This is a genomic window from Labrenzia sp. 011 (genome assembly GCF_003075075.1).
Classification (GTDB): domain Bacteria; phylum Pseudomonadota; class Alphaproteobacteria; order Rhizobiales; family Stappiaceae; genus Roseibium.
Genome location: NZ_QCYM01000012.1, coordinates 114141 through 132481, shown reverse-complemented (window position 1 = coordinate 132481; position 18341 = coordinate 114141). Strand labels below are relative to the sequence as shown.

The following is an 18341-nucleotide window of genomic DNA, read 5'->3' as shown; positions in this document are numbered from 1 at the left end:
TGCCTTGCCGGTCAGCCTTAAAGACGCCATTGTCGAAAGCAATAAGCAACACCAAACGGGCTCAGCAAACGGAAGTGCGACGAATGATGACACAAGTGACCGGCGCCGTTACCAGGATGGACCGCAGGCCTTTCAAACTGAAGCTCCTTGCGCTGGTAAGTGCAATCGCCCTTCTTCCGGCGGCCGCCGGCGCTGAAACGAATGCCCGTTCGGAACCTCTCGGCACCCCCTCCGATCTGCCCTTCACGCTGTCCGGCAGCTACCTGTCAGGACGCCTCGCCGGCTTTCAGAAGGATTACGCTCAGGCCGCTGCATTCTATGAGGAATCCCTGGCCGCCGATCCGTCCAACAGCATGCTCCTCGAACGTACGTTTCTGCTGAAACTGGCCAATGGCGACGTCGAGCAGGCCGTCGTCTATGCGGACGAGATGGAAAAGAACGGGCTTGAGAATTTTCTCGCCCAGCTCACCGTGGGCGCGCAGCGCATGGTTGAGGGCAGTTACCCGGAAGCCGATGCGGCGCTGTCGAAAAGCAGAAACGGGCCCCTGGCCCAGCTATCCGTCGGCATCTCCCGCGCCTGGGCTCTTTACGGCACCGGAGAGATCGACGCGGCGGTCGAGACAATCGACAACCTCAGCGGACCGGACTGGTTCGAGGTTTTCAAGGCGACTCACAAGGCCCATATCCTCTTCGCCGCCGGGCGCAACCAGGCCGCCCTCGAAGCGATCGAGGGCGCCTACGAGATCGACCAGGGTGCCATTCGGGTCGTGGATGCCTACGCCCGCATTCTGGCCGCCAACGCCCATCAGAAGGATGCCATTCAGGTCCTCGACCAGTATGACCAGCAGTTTCGCGGCCATCCCAAGCTCGACCAGACGAGAGCCATCCTTGAAAGCGGCGACATTGCTCCGCCGCTGGTCACCGATCCGGCCGAGGGCATGGCGGAGATCCTCTATGGCCTGGGCGCGGTGATCGGCCGCGACGGCGGCGAGGAACTGTCGACGTCCTATCTGCAGCTGTCGCTTTATCTGGACCCCAAGGCGGAATTCGCGGCCATCGCTCTCGGCGCGGTCTTCGAGCGCATGAACCAGCCGGAACGGGCCATTGCCGCACTGTCCAAAGTACCCGATGACAGCGTCCTCAAACGCGAGGCCGAGATCCAGATCGGCCTCAACTACAATTCGCTCGACAAGCTGGAAGAGTCGCGCGCTCATCTGCAGAAACTGATCGATCAGGATCCTTCCGATCTTGAAGCGGTCATCGCGCTCGGCAACATCCTGCGCGCCCATGAGATCTACGACGAAGCGGAAGCCACCTACACCAAGGGCCTGGACACGGTTTTCAAGCTGGAATCCCGGCACTGGCTGCTGCTCTATTTCCGCGGCATCAGCCGCGAACGGCTGGGCAAATGGGAGCTTGCGGAAGCCGATTTCCGCAAGGCGCTCGAACTCAACGACAACCAGCCGCTGGTTCTAAACTATCTGGGCTATTCCCTGGTCGACCAGGGGCTGAAGCTCGATGAAGCGCTCGACATGATCAAGACCGCGGTGCAGCTGCGTCCGTCGGACGGCTACATCGTCGACAGTCTGGGGTGGGTCTATTACCGCCTCGGACGTTACGAGGAAGCGGTCAAGGAACTGGAGCGGGCCATCGACCTGCGCCCGGCCGATCCGGTCATCAACGATCATCTGGGGGACGCCTACTGGATGGTCGGCCGCCGCAACGAGGCCCGGTTCCAGTGGAACCATGCGCGTGACCTGGGACCGGACGAGAAGGACCTGCCCAAGATCCTCGACAAGATCGCGAACGGCATGCCGGATGCTCCCGTGACGGACGCCGCGAAGGCGGATAACGACAAGAACGGCGGCTGATCGCGATCGCCATGGCCCCTTCCCGCCCTTCCTCTCCGCGGGTGGAACTTGCCCGGGCAAAGGTCAATCTGGCCCTTCACGTCACCGGGCAACGCTCCGACGGCTTCCATCTTCTGGATTCGCTTGTGGTTTTTCCGCAGATCGGCGACCGCATCGCCCTGGCGTCTTCGGACAAGCTGGACCTCGTCGTGGAAGGACCATTCGCGCGGGACCTTGACGGTTCCCCCGATGACAATCTGATCCTGAAGGCCGTGAGGTCCTTCGCGGAACGGGCGGACATGCCCTGCCCGGACATCCGCCTCACGCTGACCAAACGCCTCCCCGTCTCCTCCGGGATCGGTGGCGGCTCCAGCGACGCGGCAACGACACTGCGCCTGCTCGAGGACTTCACCGGAACCTATCTGCCCGATGAAGAACTGCACGCCCTGGCCCTGTCACTGGGCGCGGACGTTCCCGTGTGTCTGGCGCCCGAATGCCAGATCATGCGCGGCATGGGGGAAGAGCTGACCCCCGGTCCGGATCTGCCGGCCTGTGGCATCGTTCTGGTCAACCCGAAGGCCGCCGTTTCAACACCGGAAGTGTTCAAATCCATGACCCGGCGGGACTATCCGCCCCTGCCGCTGGTTCCGGAAAGCTTCGACACCCTCGGCCAGCTGACCGGCTATCTGGCAAGCTGCCGCAATGACCTGCAGGCCCCGGCCATGGAGCTTTGCGGCCGGATCGGCGAGGTCCTGGCGGCGCTTGAAGCGGACAGCCGCGTCGATCTGGCCCGCATGTCCGGCTCCGGCGCCACCTGTTTCGGCCTGTGTGAACTGGAACACGCCACGGACATCGAGCGCAGCCTCAGGGTGGAGCACCCGGAATGGTGGATCGCTTCCGGCCCGTTGTCCTAAAGCCGCCGCTCGAAACGCAGGCGACTGGGCACTGCGCAGATTTCCCTGTCTTTATAAATCAAATCAACTGATTAGGAAGATCAGCTCACACGCGAGATGCAGAAGGCAACCGTATCCGCCAGGGCATCGTTGAGCGGGCCCTTGGGCAGCGGGTCAAGGGCGCGAAGCGCCTTTTCGCCATAGTTGCGGGCACGCTCCACGGTTTCGGTCAGCGCATCGTATTTCCTGAGCAATTCGATGGCCTGCTCCAGATCGCCCTCCTCGATTCCCTCCCCTTCAAGGCAGCGGCTCCAGAAGGCCCGGTCGGCATCCGAACCGCGGGCAATGGCAAGCACGACCGGCAGCGTGATCTTGCCTTCGCGAAAATCGTCGCCGATATCCTTGCCGAGATCCGCGGAGGAACCGCCGTAGTCGAGGGCATCGTCCACGAGCTGGAAGGCATAGCCGAGTTCCATGCCGTAAGTGCGCGCGGCCTGTTTGAGTTCGCGGTTCTGACCGGCGATCACCGGACCGACTTCGGCAGCGGCCGCAAAGAGAGCGGCCGTCTTGGCCTCGATGACGCGCAGATAATCCTCTTCACTGGTGGCGATGTTCTTGGCCGCACCGAGCTGCAGGACTTCCCCTTCAGCAATGATCGCGGAGGCGGAAGCCAGAATGCGCAGCGCTTCCAGCGAACCGACGTCCACCATCATCTTGAACGCCTGGCCGAGCAGGTAATCCCCCACCAGCACACTCGCCTGATTGCCCCACAGCTTGCGGGCTGCCAGCTTTCCGCGGCGCATGTCGCTTTCATCGACCACATCGTCATGAAGCAACGTTGCCGTGTGCATGAACTCCACGCTGGCGGCCAGCGTGACATGCCCGTCGCCCTGATAGTCGAACATGTCCGCGAAGGCGAGGGTCAGCATGGGGCGCAGGCGCTTGCCGCCCGAGGAGATCAGGTGTTTGGCAATCTCCGGGATCAGATCGACGTTGGACCCCGCCTTGGAGAGGATCAGGTCGTTGACCCTGGCCATGCCCGGGGACACGAGCTCCACGAGAGACTGAATGCTCGCCCGGCGCGGCTGACTGTCAGAAATGGTCGCAACAAAGGCCACTCACGGCACTCCCCTGAATATTTGAGCGGACAATATGGTGCGATTGCGCCCGGGGCAAGACGCCTATCCCCAGACAAACTGTTGAAATGCCACATTCGGCGGGTTTTGCTGTAAACCGGTGGCGGGCGTTGCTCCTTCGCACCGCATATCGCCACGCAGCTAAGGCCGGGAAACCAATGGAAGAACTCATCAGAACGAATGATCCTGTCCTGATTTCCTTTGTGGAATCGATTTTGACAGAGGCCGCGATCAAACATTTTGTCGCAGACGGCAATATGAGCGTTCTGGAAGGGTCGCTCGGCATCATCCCGCGCAGGCTGCTGGTCCATTCCGACCAGATCGCGAAAGCCCGCATGCTGGTGCGCGAAGCGGGCCTGGGGGAGGAGCTGCGACCGGAAACCGGACAGGCCTGACGAACATGAACACGCACCTGCCACCGCACGAAACCGAGACGACCCGCGATGCCTTTCTGGGGGGCAGGGTCTATGTGCATCAGCCCAGACACGGCCGGCACCGGGCAGGCCTCGACGCGGTCTATCTCGCCGCCGCATTGCCGGAGGAAACCAGCGGACATGTGGTCGATCTGGGAGCGGGAGTGGGAACCGCCGGCTTTTGCGCCGCCGCCCGCCTGGCGGACATCAGCGTAACCCTCGTCGAACTGGACCCGACCGTGCTGGCTCTGGCCGGACGCGGGCTGGAAGACCCCGAAAACGTGGCTTTCACGGACCGTGTCAGCCTTCTGGAGGCGGATATCACCGCGAAGGGCAGCCTGCGCCATGCGGCCGGCCTCACGCCGTCCATGGCGGACCACGCGATCATGAATCCGCCCTACTACGAGGCAGACAGGTTTCGCGCCTCGCCCAAGGAAGCGCGCGCCGGTGCGCATATGCTGGATGAACGCGGCCTGGAGCCCTGGGCAAAGACCGCGACGGATATCGTCCGCGACGGCGGCAGTCTCACGGTCATCTTCCGTGCCGATGGCCTGCAGCATCTGCTCGATGTCCTGCAGGGGCGTTTCGGGGCGATCGACGTCATTCCCCTGCGTCCGCGCCATGACGCGGCGGCCACCCGGGTCCTTATCCGCGCGATCCGAGCCAGCAAGGCCCCCTTCCGGCTCCTGCCGGGCTTCGTGCTGCATGAAGGCGAAGGATCCGGCTTCACGAGCCAGGCCCGCTCCGTGATGCGCGACGGTCAGGGTCTCGGACTTTCCATGCGTCGCTAACTCCCTGCCCCGTCCTTCCCGTCAACGGAAGAGCGGTGGCATCGACTGACGCACCGCGTGGTGCTGTATCGGTCAGCCTCCGCAGTCGATGACATGCGGCAGGCTTGGATCAATGCACCACGATCTCGCCATCGGCAAAGCGGAAGTCCATCGGCGTGATGAGATTCTGATGCGCAATGCGCACCGAGTGAATCCGGCCCTCGACTTCCCTTTCCCAGAATTTCAGGAACCGGTTCAGTTCCGGAAATTTCGGGGCCAGATCTTCCGTCTGCCAGAGAAAGCTCTGCAGAAGTTTCGGGTGGTCGGGAATCCGATAGAGGATTTCCGCCGTAAGCAGGCCGTAGCCGAGAAGCCGCTTTTCAAAGTCTGAGCTGGTTTTCATGCCGGTCCTTTCTTTGTTGCGAAAGAAAGTGTGTCACGAAAAACAGGATATCCAAAACCGACCGAGGAAGAAATACTGTTTATAACCAATACTTTGGCAGCACTATGACAGTGCTGCTAGCAGATTGCGCCCCTCGGCGGCTCATTTGGACTGGATGGAGGCCAAATACCCCAGAAAGGCGTCGATGTCATCCGGGGCGAAGGCGAATTCGGGCATGCCGTCGTGTCCGGTGACGATCCCTTCCGCCAGAGGTTCTTCCAGACTTTCCAGAGGGTAGAGGCTGGAAAGGTCTCGGAATGCGGGCGCCCCGCTTTGCGCGCTCTCATCGTCCGTCCCCACCGCGTGACAGACCGCACAATGGATTTCCGCAAGTTCCCGTCCCGAAGCCACGCTGGCCGGATCGGCGGGATAGGATCCGTCCGATGCGAAGGCACAACTGCCACCGGCGGACAAGACGAGCGCCGCAAATCCCGGTATCCATTTCAGCACGAAGGTATCCTTCCCTTGAATCAGTCTGCCGTTTTATAGAAGGTCCTGAACGGGAAATACATTAGGATGAACACGGGGATGACGCTTCTGCCCTCACCGGGCATGGTTTCACGGCGCATCTCTCTATATATGTTTGAAGATCACGGACGCACTGGAGGACACATGAGCCCGACCCCCTTACCCGATTCCATCGAGGGCACGCTGGAACTGATGGACCGGGCGGGCTATGTCGCGGACCGGTCTCTGGCGACGGTCCTGCATCTAGCGCTGAAGATGAAGCGTCCGCTCTTTCTCGAGGGCGAAGCCGGCGTCGGCAAGACGGAAATCGCCAAGGTGCTTGCCGACACTCTGGGTCGCGAACTCATCCGGCTGCAATGCTACGAAGGCCTCGACGTCGCCTCCGCGGTCTATGAGTGGAACTACCCGGCGCAGATGGTGGAAATCCGCGTCGCCGAAGCATCCGGAGACATGGAGCACACCGAACTTTCCAAGTCGATCTTCGACGAGCGTTTCCTCATCAAGCGCCCTGTCCTGCAGGCTCTGGAGCCGTCTCTTTCAGGCGCACCGGTCTTTCTCATCGATGAGCTGGACCGCGCCGACGAGGCCTTCGAAGCCTTTCTTCTGGAAGTGCTCGCGGACAATCAGGTGACCGTTCCCGAGCTTGGAACCATCAAGGCGGACGAGCCGCCGATCGTCATCATCACCACCAACCGCACCCGCGAAATTCACGACGCCCTGAAGCGGCGCTGCCTCTATCACTGGGTCGACTATCCGGACGCGGAGCGGGAACTGGAGATCGTCCGGCGCAAGGTCCCCGGCGCCGCCCAGCGGCTGGCGACGGAAGTCGTTGCCTTCGTGCAGAAACTGCGCGCCGAAGAGGAACTGTTCAAGCAGCCCGGCGTCGCCGAAACGCTCGATTGGGCGACCGCCCTGTCCGAGCTCAATGAAATCGCCCTCGATCCGGACATGGCTTCCGACACGCTCGGCGTGCTGCTGAAATACCAGGACGACATCGAACGGGTGCGCGGCTCGAAGGTGCGGCAGATGATCGACGATATCCGCAAGGATGCGCCTGCCCAGCAGACCATGCCGACGGTCTAGATGGCACCGATCCCCGGATCGCGACGACATGGAGGCTCCCATTCAGACCACGCCTGAACTCCGCTCGCGCATAACCGACAATATCGTCTATTTCGCCCGCACGCTGCGCAAGGCCGGTGTTCCCGTCGGCCCCGCCTCCGTGGTTGATGCGGTCTCCGCTGTGGAAGTTTCCGGCATCGAAAACAGGGACGATCTCTACTGGACCCTGCATGCGGTTTTCGTACGCAAGCGCGAGCACCGGGTGCTCTTCGACGAGGCATTCAGGATCTACTGGCAAAGCCGCGGTCTGGTCGAGAAACTGCTGGCGATCCTCTCCCCCGTTGCGCCCGCCCGCGGTGCCCCGCAAAAACCCAGGGCCGGCCAGACCCGGATCTCTCAGGCCTTCGAGGCCAGCCGGGAGCGCGTGGCGGAGGAAACCGTGCCGGAAATCGAGGTGAACGCCAGATTCACCGTCTCCGGCAAGGAGATGCTGCAGGCGAAGGATTTCGCCCAGATGACGGCCGAGGAGATCGACGCTGCGAAATCCGCTCTGCGCAACATGGCCCTGCCGGTGGACAGGATCCGGCTGCGCCGTCTTCGGGCGGCCACACGGGGACGGGTCGACCCTCGCCGGACGCTGCGCGCCTCCATGCAGGCCGGCGGCGATTTCATCGACCTGAAGTTCCGCAAGCCCGGCGAAAAACGCCCGCCTCTGGTCGCGCTCTGCGACATTTCCGGTTCCATGAGCCAGTATTCCCGCCTGCTCCTGCATTTTCTCCATGGACTGACCGCCGAGCGCCGGGACGTGCACACCTTTCTGTTCGGGACACGGCTCACCAATGTCACCCGTCAGTTGAGAATGAAGGATCCGGACGAATCCCTGGAAGCCTGCTCCGAGGGCGTCAAGGACTGGTCCGGCGGCACGCGGATCGCCTCGGCCCTGCATGAGTTCAACCGGCACTGGTCGCGCCGCGTGCTGTCGGGCCAGCCGACCGTGCTGCTGATTACCGACGGCCTGGAACGCGACAGCGACGAGGATCTGGCGCGCGAAATGGACCGGCTGCACCGCTCCTGCCGCCGCCTGATCTGGCTCAACCCCCTGCTGCGCTTCGGAGGGTTCGAAGCCAAGGCCAAGGGCATCCGGGCCATGCTGCCCCATGTCGACGAATTCCGTGCCGCCCATTCCTTGGATGCGGTCGCCGATCTGGTTACGGCCCTGTCCGGTGGACGCCCGTCAGCCTCCGCCGATCCGCGCTCCTGGCTGAAGTGACACTTCAGGACGTGCGGCTGAAGCTGTCCGGAATATCGTTTCCCTGATTGCCCGTTTCCGGCCGGTTGCCCGGATTGGGGCGCCGGCGGAAACTTCTTTCCTGCATGCGGTTGTCCAGAAAGGTTCCAATGGACAGACCGAGACCGAGCATCAGCCAGCTTGTGCCCGCAAAGGCGAATTCGAACGGCGTCCGGAATGCCGGAGAGACCTTGAATTCATGGAGAAGAACCGCGCCTATGATCATCGGCAACAGGTAGAGCGCCAGCACGGTAAACCGGACGTAGAAGGATGTCCGTGCCTTGCGGAAGACACTGTGAAAAGGCACCTCGTCGCGCATCCGGTAGACAAGGTCGGCACAGATCAGAACCATCGCGACCTGAGTGATCAGCGACAGCTCGTCCCCCCACAGGAAAAGCGAATAGGCGGCTTCGACCAATCCGAGCGAGAGCACTGCCAGGCAGCAGGAAACCGCCAGAAGCCTGACGACCACCTGGCGCTCCGGAGCGAGCAAATAGGCCAGACTGCCCATCAAGAACAGCGCGGTCTCGACCGAAAAGCGGCCGTAAAGACCGACCGATTCCAGCGCAGCCGTGATGTGTCCATCCGTGAAGACCGCCAGATGTTCCGGATAAAGGGCCTCCAGGATACGCAGGCAGGAAAGAACGATGAAGATCCACGCAAGTGTGACGCTGAGCCTGACGGAGCTGTCCCATTGCGGATGGAAGAGAAGCGCTGCGGCGAGGACCAGAAATCCGCCTGCGGTCACCGGATGGGTTGACGGCAAACTTCCCGAGACCGGATCTCCGACAGACAGAAAGACGTTGTGCGCCAGACCGAGTATCACCACAAGCAGCAGCAAACAGCCTATGAGCTGATGGAACAGGGGACTCTCAATGTCTGACAGTTCGAGATCGGTCATGTCCAGCCAGTATCAGTCTTCCGAATTCCGGGACGCGGCGTCGCACGAGTAAGTTACAGGAAACCCACATATACGCGCAATAGTTGATTATTTTTTCAATGACCGTTCTTCTGGTAAGATTTACAAAAGGTAATTTGCGGTTGCAAAATTTGCCAGGCAGGTCGACAAACCCGCCCTAAACCGCATGTTTCCTGAGGTTTCAGCCCCTTGGGCTCATGGCACCAACACGAACATGACCTTAGGGCAGGTTTTATGGCAGGGCTACAACCGGCGTCCTGATCCCAACCCGCTGAAACAGGTCCTGGATGTCGTGATTGGCCATACGGATGCAACCGTAGGAAACCGCCCGGCCGATCGATCCCGGCCGGTTGGTGCCATGGATGGCGTAGTTGCCGTTCGACAGGGTCATCGCGGCGACGCCCATCGGGTTGTTCGGCGCCCCGCCCCGGATGAGGGTCGGAAGATGCGGGAAATCACGGCGCACCTCCGGCGACGGCGCCCAGTCGGGCTTGACGTATTTCGCGGTGATCAGGGCATTGCCTGTCCAGGCTTTCTGCCGTTTGCCGACAGCCACGTTGTAGCGGATGGCCCTTTGACCCCTCAGCACGAGATAGAGCCGTTTCTCCGAATTTCTGATCACGATCGTGCCGGGCCGGAACCTGGCATCGGCAAACCCGACAAGTTCGGCCGCATGAGCCGGAGGCGTTACGCCATTCAGCGGCATCAACGCGAGCGCCAGCAACATCAAACGGAACAAGAACTTCAAATACATGGCTTTTCCCGAACTTTTCCGGGACAATACAGCCTGGGCACTCCTGAATGAACGTGTCCGGCCCCACTTTCTTACCGGAAGGTTAACGGCGGTGCAGCAACCGCAGTTGCTCCGCTGTGACGCGAAGCACTGTGCCCGGAGCGATACACCGCGATAATTCATCTGCAAGACCGGTCCTTGAGGGCCGATGCTTTTCCCGCCACGGCGAATGTGTTGCCGATGCCCAGATGAAGGACTGACACGATGACTTCTTCCGCTACCGTGCAAACCGTCTTCGCCAAACACCTGGCAAGTTCCCTGAGGTTTCTGGTCGTCGCCCTGTCCTTTCTGGCCGTCTCCGTTCCGGCCCATTCCGGACCGATCTCCGGAACCTATGTGCTTTCACCGGCCCAGATCGACACGGGCTTTTCCGTCCGGGTGCTTGGCGGCGGCCCGGTCACCGGCCAGTTCAAGAAAGTCTCGGGCAGGATGATCCTCGATCAGGGGCAGCCGCAGAACAGTCGCGTCCGCGTGACGATCGACCTGGCCAGCGTCCAGACAGGCAATGACAGGATCACGGGGTTCCTCAAGAGTGCGGCCATGTTCGACGTCGCCAGATTTCCGCTCGCCGATTTCCGCAGCACGCGCGTGCGCATCACCGGCGCAGAGTCCGCCGAGGTCGAGGGAATCCTGACGATGCGCGGCATGACGAAGCGCACCCGGCTCTCCGTGACAGTCACCGGCACCGGGAAGGACGGCCGGGTCGGCTTTGAGGTCACGGGTGGCTTTTTCAGAAGCCTGTACGGCATGGAGGCCGGCATGCCGATCTACGCGGACAAGGTGAACCTGAAGATCACCGGCACCGGCCGGCGCGGGTAGCACTTTTCGCGCCCGGCCTGACAATGCGCCTCCCGGTACATGCCGGAAGGCCTATTTGCGTCGGGCCACCCCGTCCCGCCATTCATACCAGACATAGGCCGGCACATTGCTGTCGCCGTTCTGGTCGAAGGAGACCGTGCCGATCACTGTGTGGAACGTGCCGTCCCGGAGCGCTGCGGCAACCTTGTCTTCTTCCGTTCCACCCGCGGTCTGCACCGCCTGGGCCCAGGCCTGAATGGCCGCATAGGTTGTCAGGGCGTAGCGATCGGCCGGTTTGCCGGCCTCTTCCAGTACGCCCACCAGCTCGCTCGCTGCCGGACTGTCGCGCGGGTCTTCCGGATAGCTGAGCAGGGTGCCTTCGCCCGCCGCCCCCGTCACGGACCAGAAATCCTCCGTCATCAGCGCATCACCGGACACCAGCACCGCATCAAGACCCTGACGGTCCATCTCCAGTCTGATCAGCCCGGCCTCTGGATGATATCCGCCCAGATAGACGACGCCGGCATCCTCGAGCGCGAGCCGGGAGACAAGCCCGCTGTAGTCATGTCCGCCGGAATCGAAGCCGTAGAACAGGCTCTCCGACTTGCCCCGTGCGTTCATCTCGGTCTTGACCGCATCCGCGAGACTCTTTCCGTAGGCGGTCTTGTCGTGAAGGATCGCGACCCGTGCATCGCCAAAGTCTTCCGCCAGGAGGCGGCCGGCAAGCCGGCCCTGCTGGTCATCCCTCGGCGCCAGCCGGAAGATGCCGGCTCCCGGACGCTGATCGGTGTATGCTGGCAGCGTGGTCGCCGGGGACATCTGCACGATGCCCGCACCGGAATAAACCTCGCTGGCCGCGATCGAGCTGCTGAAACAGAAATGCCCGGCGACGAACCTGACATCCTTGCCGATCATCTGGTTGGCCACGGCGGTTGCCCTTTCCGCGTCGCAGCCGTCATCGGCCACTTCAAGCACAAGCGGTTCCCCGTTCACGCCCCCGGACGCATTGATGTCGGCGACCGCCTGTTCGGCTCCTGCCAGCATCTGGGCACCGAACGCGGCGAACTGGCCTTTCATCGGTCCTGCGACCGCAATCGGAATATCCGCAAGGGCCGGCCCGCCAAGGAGACCGAAAACCAGAACGGATACGCTGGCGGCAAGTTGCCGTTTTTTCATGTTTCTCCCCGGAAATCCTGTGGTTTGCTCTTCTACCCCTAACCTGCGCGGATAACGAGCTCAATCCGGCTTGGAAAAATACGGGAGATTTATGAGTTCACACCCAGGGTCTCCCGCCCCATATCCCTATGTTCGGAGCCGTGCCGGGCACGATGATTGCGCCCTGGTTCCCGGACCAATAAACTCCCGCCGCACCCTGGGCCCTGCCCGATTCCATTGCCGCTGACCCATGGAGCAGACAGAATGCCTTCATCCTCTTCAGACCCGGAAGATCAGGTCAGGTTGCCGCTCGACATGAAGGTGTTCCGCGAAGCCATGAGCCGCATAGCTGCCGCCGTCCATGTGGTGACCACCGACGGACCGGGCGGGCGCGTGGGTGCAACCGTCTCCGCCGCCTGTTCCGTCAGCGACGATCCCCCCAGCATTCTTGTCTGTCTCAACCGGCAGACACGCATTCACGCGGCCGTGCTGGAAAACCGGCGGTTCTGTCTCAACACGCTCAGCGACGATCACGAGGCGATTTCCGACGCCTTTGCCGGACGCGACAACCTGGACATGCCCGACCGCTTTGCCAAGGGAAGCTGGACTCCGCTGGCAACGGGCTGTCCGGCCCTCGACAGTGCGCGGCTGAGCGTCGATTGCGATGTGTGTTCGGTCACCGAAATGGGGACGCATTCCATCATCGTCGGCACGGTTGCCGATCTGCGCATGACCGATCCGGGCAAATCCCTGCTCTATGTCCGCAGGGGCTACAAAAGCCTCGACACGTAGGCGCGGGACGATCAAACTCGTCTTCCCCTACGCGACATCTGGGACAGACACCTCATGGCCGGCCTGCGCAATCTGATCACCGACGTCCCCGGCCTGAAGGTCGGCAACGCTTCCGACCAGGAGTTGAAATCCGGGGCAACCGTTCTTGTTCCGGACGAGCCTGCGGTTACCTCGGTCGCCATTCACGGGGGCGCGCCGGGCACACGTGAAATTGCGCTGCTGGAGCCGGAGCAGACCGTGGAAAAGATCGATGCCATCGTTCTGGCGGGCGGCTCCGCCTTCGGCCTCGATGCCGGCGCCGGGGTTCAGGGACGTCTGGCGGAACTCGGCTATGGCTTCGAAATCGGTCCGGTGCGGGTGCCGATCGTGCCGACGGCCATCCTGTTCGATCTGCTCAACGGGGGTGACAAGAGCTGGGGCCAGGCCGCGCCTTACCGCGATCTCGGGCGCGCCGCGCTGGACGCCATCGGCCATGATTTCCCGCTCGGCTCGACCGGCGCGGGAACCGGCGCCACGACCGCCAATCTCAAGGGAGGTCTGGGCTCCGCATCAATGGTTCTGGACAGCGGCGTCACCATCGGGGCCATCGTGGCGGTGAATGCTCTCGGCCGGGCGACGGTCGGAGACGGCGCGCATTTCTGGGCCGCGCCGTTCGAAATCGGCGATGAATTCGGCGGGCTCGGCATGGTGCACCCCTTGCCCGGTGACGCGACCCTTGTGCGGACCAAGCTGGACGGGCTGAAGGCCGGCGCCAACACCACCATTGCCGCCGTGGCCACTGACGCGATCCTGACAAAGGGAGAAGCCAAGCGCCTCGCCGTCATGGCCCATGACGGCCTTGCCCGGGCTCTGTGGCCCGCCCATACGCCGCTCGACGGCGATCTCGTATTCGCCATTTCCACCGGCAGACGCAGGCTGGAAAACGGTCTGGAGGACATGGTTCAACTCGGTGCCGGCGCGGCCTCCTGCCTTGCCCGCGCCATTGCCAGGGGCATCTATCATGCAACGCCTGCCACCGGCGACCCGGTTCCGACCTGGCAGCAACGTTTCGGATAGCCGGAAACGGTCCCCCGGACCCCGGAAGACGGCCCATGCGGGTGCGCAACATCCGGCTGCGGCAATGATCGACGGGCTGGTGGCCCTCCTGGCGCATGGCGCGAATCTGCCGAAAAGTCATCGGCTTGCGGATCGCGGGGCACTCGAAGCGCTGCTTCGCCGTCACGGCGGGTCTGTTACCGGGTCTCGGGCATGTCCCCGGGCCAGTCGACGACGTGAAATTCATATTCCTCGAGGATTATCCCGTCTTCCGGCACGGTTCGGCCGCGCACGGATATGCCGGCCCGATGCACGGATTCGGGATCTTTCGACACCAGAGGATGCCACCAGTAGAGGTCCCGGCCTTCCCGGACGAGCCGGTAGGCACAGGTGGGCGGCAGCCAGGTGAGCGTACGGACCTCTTCCGGCGTCAGTTGGATGCAATCGGGCACGGTCGCCGCGCGGTTTTCATAATCCTTGCACCGGCAGCTTTCGCCATCCAGAAGCGTGCAGGCAACGTCGGTCCAGACAATGTCGCCGGTGTCCCAGTCTTCCAGCTTGTTGAGACAGCAGCGGCCACAGCCGTCGCACAGGGATTCCCACTCTTCGGTGTTCATCTCCTCCAGCGTTCTGGTTTTCCAGAACGGAAGCGGTTCCTGGGTATCTGCCGGTATCATTGTTCTGTCCGCGTCTTCTTGTCCGCACATGTCAGATCGACCCGCCCTTTTCAGGCCGCCCGGAGCGGAAATCCCAGGGCACAATCCGGAGAATCACGCCGGTTCCGGGGAGCTCTCCAGCCATTCCGCGTTTCCAGGATCTGCCCCAGCGCGTAGCATGCCAGGGCCCGGCCGGCAAGAAAGCGACGCTTGCGAGCCCCTTTTCCGCAAATATTGCCGTCCCACTGCCGGAATTCAGGAAAGATCAACAAACCGCGTACAATAAGAACAGATGTAGGAGACCGGTTTTCACATGGACAAAAAACCGGTAATTTAAGTTGATCCATTTTGATCCGGAGAACCCGTTCGCGTGGCCGACGAACCGCATTCAAGTGAAATCGACGGCAATGAACCGCCGCGCAAGCGTCACCGTATTCGCCGGTTCTTTCTCGCCGTCGATGCCTTTGTCGATACTGCCCTCTGGAAAAGCGGCGCCGCGATACGCCGGACCTTCGAAGGCTATGACGCCTTCCTGCGCCGCTTCCGGGCGAAAGGAATCTGGCGCGCCCTCGCGGAACTGTCCTCCGACGCCCTCACCTATGGTCTTGTCGGTTTCATCGTCGTTCTGGCCTTCGCCCAGCCCGCCTTCGAGGCCACCCGTTATGCCGACTGGAAAACCACCGACGATTTCGCTGTCACCTTCCTCGACAGATTCGGCAAGGAGATCGGCCGGCGCGGCATCGTGCTCAACGACAGCGTGCCTCTGGAAGAGATCCCCGATTCCCTCGTCAAGGCCACCCTGGCCACGGAGGATCGCCGCTTCTTCATCCATTTCGGCATCGACTTCCTCGGCACCTTCCGCGCGATGGTCGAAAACGCCCGCGCGGGCGGCGTCGTCCAGGGCGGTTCGACCCTCACCCAGCAGCTTGCCAAGAACCTCTTCCTGAGCAACGAACGCAGCCTGATCCGCAAGATCAAGGAAGCCTATCTGGCCCTCTGGCTGGAGGCGAACCTCACCAAGCAGGAAATCCTGAAGCTCTATCTCGACCGCGCCTACATGGGTGGCGGCGTCTTCGGGGTGACCGCGGCGGCCGAATTCTACTTCAACAAGAATGTGCGCGAACTGACCCTCGCCGAAAGCGCCATGCTTGCCGGCCTCTACAAGGCGCCGACCAAATACGCCCCGCACATCAATCTGCCCGCCGCCCGGGCCCGCGCCAATGAAGTTCTGACCAACATGGTCCAGGCCGGCTTCCTGACCGAGGGTCAGGTCATCGGCGCCCGCCGCAACCCTGCCGTTGCGGTGGACCGCTCGCAGGAACAGCTGCCGGAATACTTCCTCGACTGGGCCCTTGAGGAAGTGAAAAAACTGGCCCGCCGCAATCCCGCCCTTGCCCACGACCGTATCGTCACCGTGCGCACGACCCTGGACCCCGCCCTGCAGCGCCAGGCCGATCTGGCGGTGGAAACCATCCTCAGGGAAAACGGCAAGCTGCGCGACGCGAATGAAGCCGCGCTGGTGTCCATGCTCCCCGACGGTGCGGTGGTTGCCATGGTGGGCGGAAGGTCCTATGGTGAAAGCCAGTTCAACCGTGCGGTCAACGCCCTGCGCCAGCCCGGCTCCTCCTTCAAGCCCTTCGTCTATATCACCGCCTTCATGAACGGCTACGGTCCGGACAGCATCGTGCCCGACCGGCCGGTCTATATCGGCAACTGGACCCCGCGGAACTATGGCCGAAGCTATCGTGGCCCGGTGACCCTGAGAACGGCCCTGACCAAATCGATCAACACCATTCCGGTCCGTCTTTCCCTGGATTTCGGCCGCGAGAAGATCATAGAAACCGCCTATGCCATGGGCATCACCCACGAGCTGGAAAACGGCATTTCCCTGCCCATCGGCTCCTCGGAAGTGACGGTGATCGACATGGCCTCCTCCTATTCCGTCTTTGCCAACGGGGGCATGAAGGCGACGTCCTATGCGATCATGGAAATCACCAACAGCGCCGGTGAGGTTCTCTACCGCCGGGAAAAGGACGAACCGCCGCCCGAAAGGGTCCTGCCGGAAGACAAGGTGCACCAGCTCAACGAAATCCTGGTCAATGTGGTCGAGGCCGGCACCGGCCGGCGTGCCCGTATCGACGGTGTGGTCGCGGCCGGCAAGACCGGCACCACCAATGCCTACAGGGACGCATGGTTCGTGGGATACACGGGCAATTTCACCACCGCCGTCTGGTTCGGCAACGACGACTTCAGCTCCACCCGGCGCGTGACCGGCGGCAGTCTGCCCGCCATGACCTGGCAGAAATACATGGAATTTGCCCATAACGGCATCGAGTTGGCGCCCATGCCCGGCGTCGATGCGGAAAACCTGCCGAGACTGGCCCGCGCCAGCCCGGCCAAACCGGCGGCACAGGACGCCGAAGCACCGCAGCCGCGTGTCCTCAAGCGGCGCACGCAGGACCTGCTGCTGCGCATCGGCAAGGATTTCCGGCTGCTGCTGGAACAGTCCAACGCCAGCGTCGCTCCGTCACCAAGCGCCGCGCCGACTGACTACGCGGCCGCGCAATGAGCGAGACCTCCCCGCAGCCGCGTATCATCAGCGGCGAGACCGGCTGGTACGAGACCGATCTGCCACGGGTCATCCGCCCCTATCGCAGCCATCCCCTGCGCACGCTGGCCGCAATCTCCCTGGTCCTTGCGATGGCCTCGCTTCTGGGAATCAGTTCCGCCTATCTGGTCATCGAGCGCGAACAGCCTCTCGATGCCGTCACCATCGGACCCTGGCATGCCTATCCGAAGGCAGGCACCGCGGAAGCCGACCCTTATTCGGTCGCCATCTATACGCGCGGCGCGGTCATTCCCCTGGCAAGCGGCGAAGGCCTGGCGCTGGTGGCGCGTGAAGACAGCGCCGGTCATCTGCTCGACCCGACCTGCGTCTACCGGATCGCCGGACAGACCCCATCGGCACGCCTGTGGACCCTGACCGCCGTCGACGGCCGTGGCGACCTTGTCGAAACCCTGTCCGGCCGGGTTCATGTGGTCAGCCAGAACCTCCTGCGCGCCCCGGACGGCACCTTCGAGATTACTGCCGCAACGGCGCCCCACTCCGGCAACTGGCTTCCCCTTGCAGCAGAAGCCAGCGCCAGTGACGGCCTGCGCTTCGTCCTGCGGCTCTACGATGCGCCGGTGACCACGGGCGCGGCCCTGGACGGTGTCAGCATGCCGGTGATCGAAAGGACGGGCTGCCCGTGACACTCTCCCCCCGGTTCACCCTGACGGTCGGTATTCTGGCAACCCTGTGCCTCGCGGCCATCATCCATATTCTGGTGGTCCTCAGCATTCCGCGCAATGTGCAGCACAGCGCCTATGACAATATCGCCAGCTACGGCACGGACCGGCAGTTCAACCTTCTGCCGGATGTCAAACCCGGTCAGGAAGTCCTGCCGGATCTCGATCCCGCGATGAAACACGCCGCCTGCCGTTTCCAGCTGGACGATGGACCGGTTCTTTTCGACGCCAGCATCCCCGTGTCCTTCTGGTCCATCGGACTGTTCAACGCAGCCGGCGAAGCGGTCTACAGCCTCAACAACCGCACCGCCGGCGCCGAACGCCTTTCCATGCTGGTGCTGACCACCCAGCAGCTCTCCATCCTGCGCGAGAACCCGCCGGAAAACCTGGAAGACCTGATTGTCATCGAAACGCCGGAGCCGATCAGTGGCTTCGCCCTTCTGAGAGCCTATGTTCCGCATGCTTCCAGGGCGGAGGAAGTCGACGGGGCGCTGCAGGCGGCGCGCTGCGGAACGATTTGAGGCATCGGACATCGGCCGCGCGCCTCCCGGCGAGCGAATGCGCGGACATGACAATGTCGGAA

19 protein-coding genes are annotated in these 18341 nt (G+C 62.6%); 12 read left to right on the top strand and 7 right to left on the bottom strand.

Annotated elements, in window-relative coordinates; genetic code table 11:
• Positions 1-83 precede the first annotated feature (83 nt).
• Both DCO57_RS14250 and DCO57_RS14245 read left to right on the top strand, forming a co-directional pair.
• Positions 84-1871 (top strand): tetratricopeptide repeat protein, encoded by a 1788-nt coding sequence (locus DCO57_RS14250; protein WP_116699573.1) that lies wholly within the window; start codon positions 84-86, stop codon positions 1869-1871.
• Positions 1872-1882: 11 nt separating this feature from the next.
• Positions 1883-2764 carry a 4-(cytidine 5'-diphospho)-2-C-methyl-D-erythritol kinase gene (locus tag DCO57_RS14245; protein ID WP_116699572.1) on the top strand — a complete coding sequence of 294 codons (882 nt, stop codon included), beginning with the start codon at positions 1883-1885 and terminating at the stop codon, positions 2762-2764.
• A gap of 80 nt (positions 2765-2844) precedes the next feature.
• Here DCO57_RS14245 and DCO57_RS14240 read toward each other — a convergent pair whose 3' ends face one another.
• Positions 2845-3861, bottom strand: a complete 1017-nt coding sequence (locus DCO57_RS14240) for a polyprenyl synthetase family protein (protein ID WP_244287947.1) — start codon at positions 3859-3861, stop codon at positions 2845-2847.
• A gap of 176 nt (positions 3862-4037) precedes the next feature.
• Between DCO57_RS14240 and DCO57_RS14235 the strand changes: the two genes are divergently transcribed.
• Positions 4038-4274 carry a DUF2007 domain-containing protein gene (locus tag DCO57_RS14235; protein WP_116699571.1) on the top strand — a complete coding sequence of 79 codons (237 nt, stop codon included), beginning with the start codon at positions 4038-4040 and terminating at the stop codon, positions 4272-4274.
• A 5-nt stretch (positions 4275-4279) separates the two neighbouring features.
• Positions 4280-5083 carry a methyltransferase gene (locus DCO57_RS14230; protein WP_116699570.1) on the top strand — a complete coding sequence of 268 codons (804 nt, stop codon included), beginning with the start codon at positions 4280-4282 and terminating at the stop codon, positions 5081-5083.
• 109 nt (positions 5084-5192) lie between these two features.
• Here DCO57_RS14230 and DCO57_RS14225 read toward each other — a convergent pair whose 3' ends face one another.
• Together DCO57_RS14225 and DCO57_RS14220 are read right to left on the bottom strand one after the other, a co-directional pair.
• Positions 5193-5465 carry an usg protein gene (locus tag DCO57_RS14225; RefSeq protein ID WP_116699569.1) on the bottom strand — a complete coding sequence of 91 codons (273 nt, stop codon included), beginning with the start codon at positions 5463-5465 and terminating at the stop codon, positions 5193-5195.
• Between the two features lie 141 nt (positions 5466-5606).
• Entirely contained in the window at positions 5607-5954 is a 348-nt protein-coding gene (locus DCO57_RS14220) for a c-type cytochrome (protein ID WP_244287946.1), read from the bottom strand.
• 162 nt (positions 5955-6116) lie between these two features.
• Between DCO57_RS14220 and DCO57_RS14215 the strand changes: the two genes are divergently transcribed.
• Both DCO57_RS14215 and DCO57_RS14210 read left to right on the top strand, forming a co-directional pair.
• Positions 6117-7055, top strand: a complete 939-nt coding sequence (locus DCO57_RS14215) for a MoxR family ATPase (protein ID WP_116699568.1) — start codon at positions 6117-6119, stop codon at positions 7053-7055.
• 28 nt (positions 7056-7083) lie between these two features.
• Entirely contained in the window at positions 7084-8304 is a 1221-nt protein-coding gene (locus DCO57_RS14210) for a VWA domain-containing protein (RefSeq protein WP_116699567.1), read from the top strand.
• A 4-nt stretch (positions 8305-8308) separates the two neighbouring features.
• Here DCO57_RS14210 and DCO57_RS14205 read toward each other — a convergent pair whose 3' ends face one another.
• Together DCO57_RS14205 and DCO57_RS14200 are read right to left on the bottom strand one after the other, a co-directional pair.
• Positions 8309-9223 (bottom strand): hypothetical protein, encoded by a 915-nt coding sequence (locus tag DCO57_RS14205; RefSeq protein WP_116699566.1) that lies wholly within the window; start codon positions 9221-9223, stop codon positions 8309-8311.
• A 250-nt stretch (positions 9224-9473) separates the two neighbouring features.
• A complete protein-coding gene (locus DCO57_RS14200) occupies positions 9474-9947 on the bottom strand; it encodes a L,D-transpeptidase (protein ID WP_244287948.1) in 474 nt (157 codons plus the stop codon).
• Positions 9948-10238: 291 nt separating this feature from the next.
• On the opposite strand from DCO57_RS14200, the gene DCO57_RS14195 reads away from it, so the two are divergent.
• A complete protein-coding gene (locus DCO57_RS14195; RefSeq protein WP_116699564.1) occupies positions 10239-10853 on the top strand; it encodes a YceI family protein in 615 nt (204 codons plus the stop codon).
• A gap of 51 nt (positions 10854-10904) precedes the next feature.
• Here the strand turns inward: DCO57_RS14195 and DCO57_RS14190 are convergent, their stop codons facing one another.
• Entirely contained in the window at positions 10905-12008 is a 1104-nt protein-coding gene (locus tag DCO57_RS14190; protein ID WP_116699563.1) for a branched-chain amino acid ABC transporter substrate-binding protein, read from the bottom strand.
• Positions 12009-12251: 243 nt separating this feature from the next.
• On the opposite strand from DCO57_RS14190, the gene DCO57_RS14185 reads away from it, so the two are divergent.
• Together DCO57_RS14185 and DCO57_RS14180 are read left to right on the top strand one after the other, a co-directional pair.
• A complete protein-coding gene (locus DCO57_RS14185; protein ID WP_116699562.1) occupies positions 12252-12779 on the top strand; it encodes a flavin reductase in 528 nt (175 codons plus the stop codon).
• A 54-nt stretch (positions 12780-12833) separates the two neighbouring features.
• Positions 12834-13835 carry a P1 family peptidase gene (locus DCO57_RS14180; RefSeq protein WP_116699561.1) on the top strand — a complete coding sequence of 334 codons (1002 nt, stop codon included), beginning with the start codon at positions 12834-12836 and terminating at the stop codon, positions 13833-13835.
• Positions 13836-14011: 176 nt separating this feature from the next.
• On the opposite strand, the gene DCO57_RS14175 is transcribed toward DCO57_RS14180, so the two are convergent.
• Entirely contained in the window at positions 14012-14491 is a 480-nt protein-coding gene (locus tag DCO57_RS14175) for a YcgN family cysteine cluster protein (RefSeq protein ID WP_116699598.1), read from the bottom strand.
• 349 nt (positions 14492-14840) lie between these two features.
• Between DCO57_RS14175 and DCO57_RS14170 the strand changes: the two genes are divergently transcribed.
• The 3 genes from DCO57_RS14170 to DCO57_RS14160 are packed head-to-tail and all read left to right on the top strand — an operon-like array spanning position 14841 to position 18279.
• The gene (locus DCO57_RS14170; protein ID WP_116699560.1) at positions 14841-17039 is read left to right on the top strand and encodes a PBP1A family penicillin-binding protein; all 2199 of its coding nucleotides are present in this window, start codon (positions 14841-14843) and stop codon (positions 17037-17039) included.
• On the top strand, positions 17036-17722 hold the full coding sequence (locus DCO57_RS14165; protein ID WP_116699559.1) for a DUF1214 domain-containing protein: 687 nt from the start codon (positions 17036-17038) through the stop codon (positions 17720-17722). The genes DCO57_RS14170 and DCO57_RS14165 overlap by 4 nt, the downstream gene beginning before the upstream one ends.
• The gene (locus DCO57_RS14160; RefSeq protein ID WP_116699558.1) at positions 17719-18279 is read left to right on the top strand and encodes a hypothetical protein; all 561 of its coding nucleotides are present in this window, start codon (positions 17719-17721) and stop codon (positions 18277-18279) included. Before DCO57_RS14165 ends, DCO57_RS14160 begins: the two co-directional genes overlap by 4 nt.
• Positions 18280-18341 lie beyond the last annotated feature (62 nt).

Bases quoted from the DNA above. Each gene is read 5' to 3' on its own strand.
- DCO57_RS14250 (WP_116699573.1), top strand. From the start codon at position 84: ATGATGACACAAGTGACCGGCGCCGTTACCAGGATGGACCGCAGGCCT.
- DCO57_RS14245 (WP_116699572.1), top strand. From the start codon at position 1,883: ATGGCCCCTTCCCGCCCTTCCTCTCCGCGGGTGGAACTTGCCCGGGCA.
- DCO57_RS14235 (WP_116699571.1), top strand. From the start codon at position 4,038: ATGGAAGAACTCATCAGAACGAATGATCCTGTCCTGATTTCCTTTGTG.
- DCO57_RS14230 (WP_116699570.1), top strand. From the start codon at position 4,280: ATGAACACGCACCTGCCACCGCACGAAACCGAGACGACCCGCGATGCC.
- DCO57_RS14225 (WP_116699569.1), bottom strand. From the start codon at position 5,465: ATGAAAACCAGCTCAGACTTTGAAAAGCGGCTTCTCGGCTACGGCCTG.
- DCO57_RS14215 (WP_116699568.1), top strand. From the start codon at position 6,117: ATGAGCCCGACCCCCTTACCCGATTCCATCGAGGGCACGCTGGAACTG.
- DCO57_RS14210 (WP_116699567.1), top strand. From the start codon at position 7,084: ATGGAGGCTCCCATTCAGACCACGCCTGAACTCCGCTCGCGCATAACC.
- DCO57_RS14205 (WP_116699566.1), bottom strand. From the start codon at position 9,223: ATGACCGATCTCGAACTGTCAGACATTGAGAGTCCCCTGTTCCATCAG.
- DCO57_RS14200 (WP_244287948.1), bottom strand. From the start codon at position 9,947: ATGCCGCTGAATGGCGTAACGCCTCCGGCTCATGCGGCCGAACTTGTC.
- DCO57_RS14195 (WP_116699564.1), top strand. From the start codon at position 10,239: ATGACTTCTTCCGCTACCGTGCAAACCGTCTTCGCCAAACACCTGGCA.
- DCO57_RS14190 (WP_116699563.1), bottom strand. From the start codon at position 12,008: ATGAAAAAACGGCAACTTGCCGCCAGCGTATCCGTTCTGGTTTTCGGT.
- DCO57_RS14185 (WP_116699562.1), top strand. From the start codon at position 12,252: ATGCCTTCATCCTCTTCAGACCCGGAAGATCAGGTCAGGTTGCCGCTC.
- DCO57_RS14180 (WP_116699561.1), top strand. From the start codon at position 12,834: ATGGCCGGCCTGCGCAATCTGATCACCGACGTCCCCGGCCTGAAGGTC.
- DCO57_RS14175 (WP_116699598.1), bottom strand. From the start codon at position 14,491: ATGATACCGGCAGATACCCAGGAACCGCTTCCGTTCTGGAAAACCAGA.
- DCO57_RS14165 (WP_116699559.1), top strand. From the start codon at position 17,036: ATGAGCGAGACCTCCCCGCAGCCGCGTATCATCAGCGGCGAGACCGGC.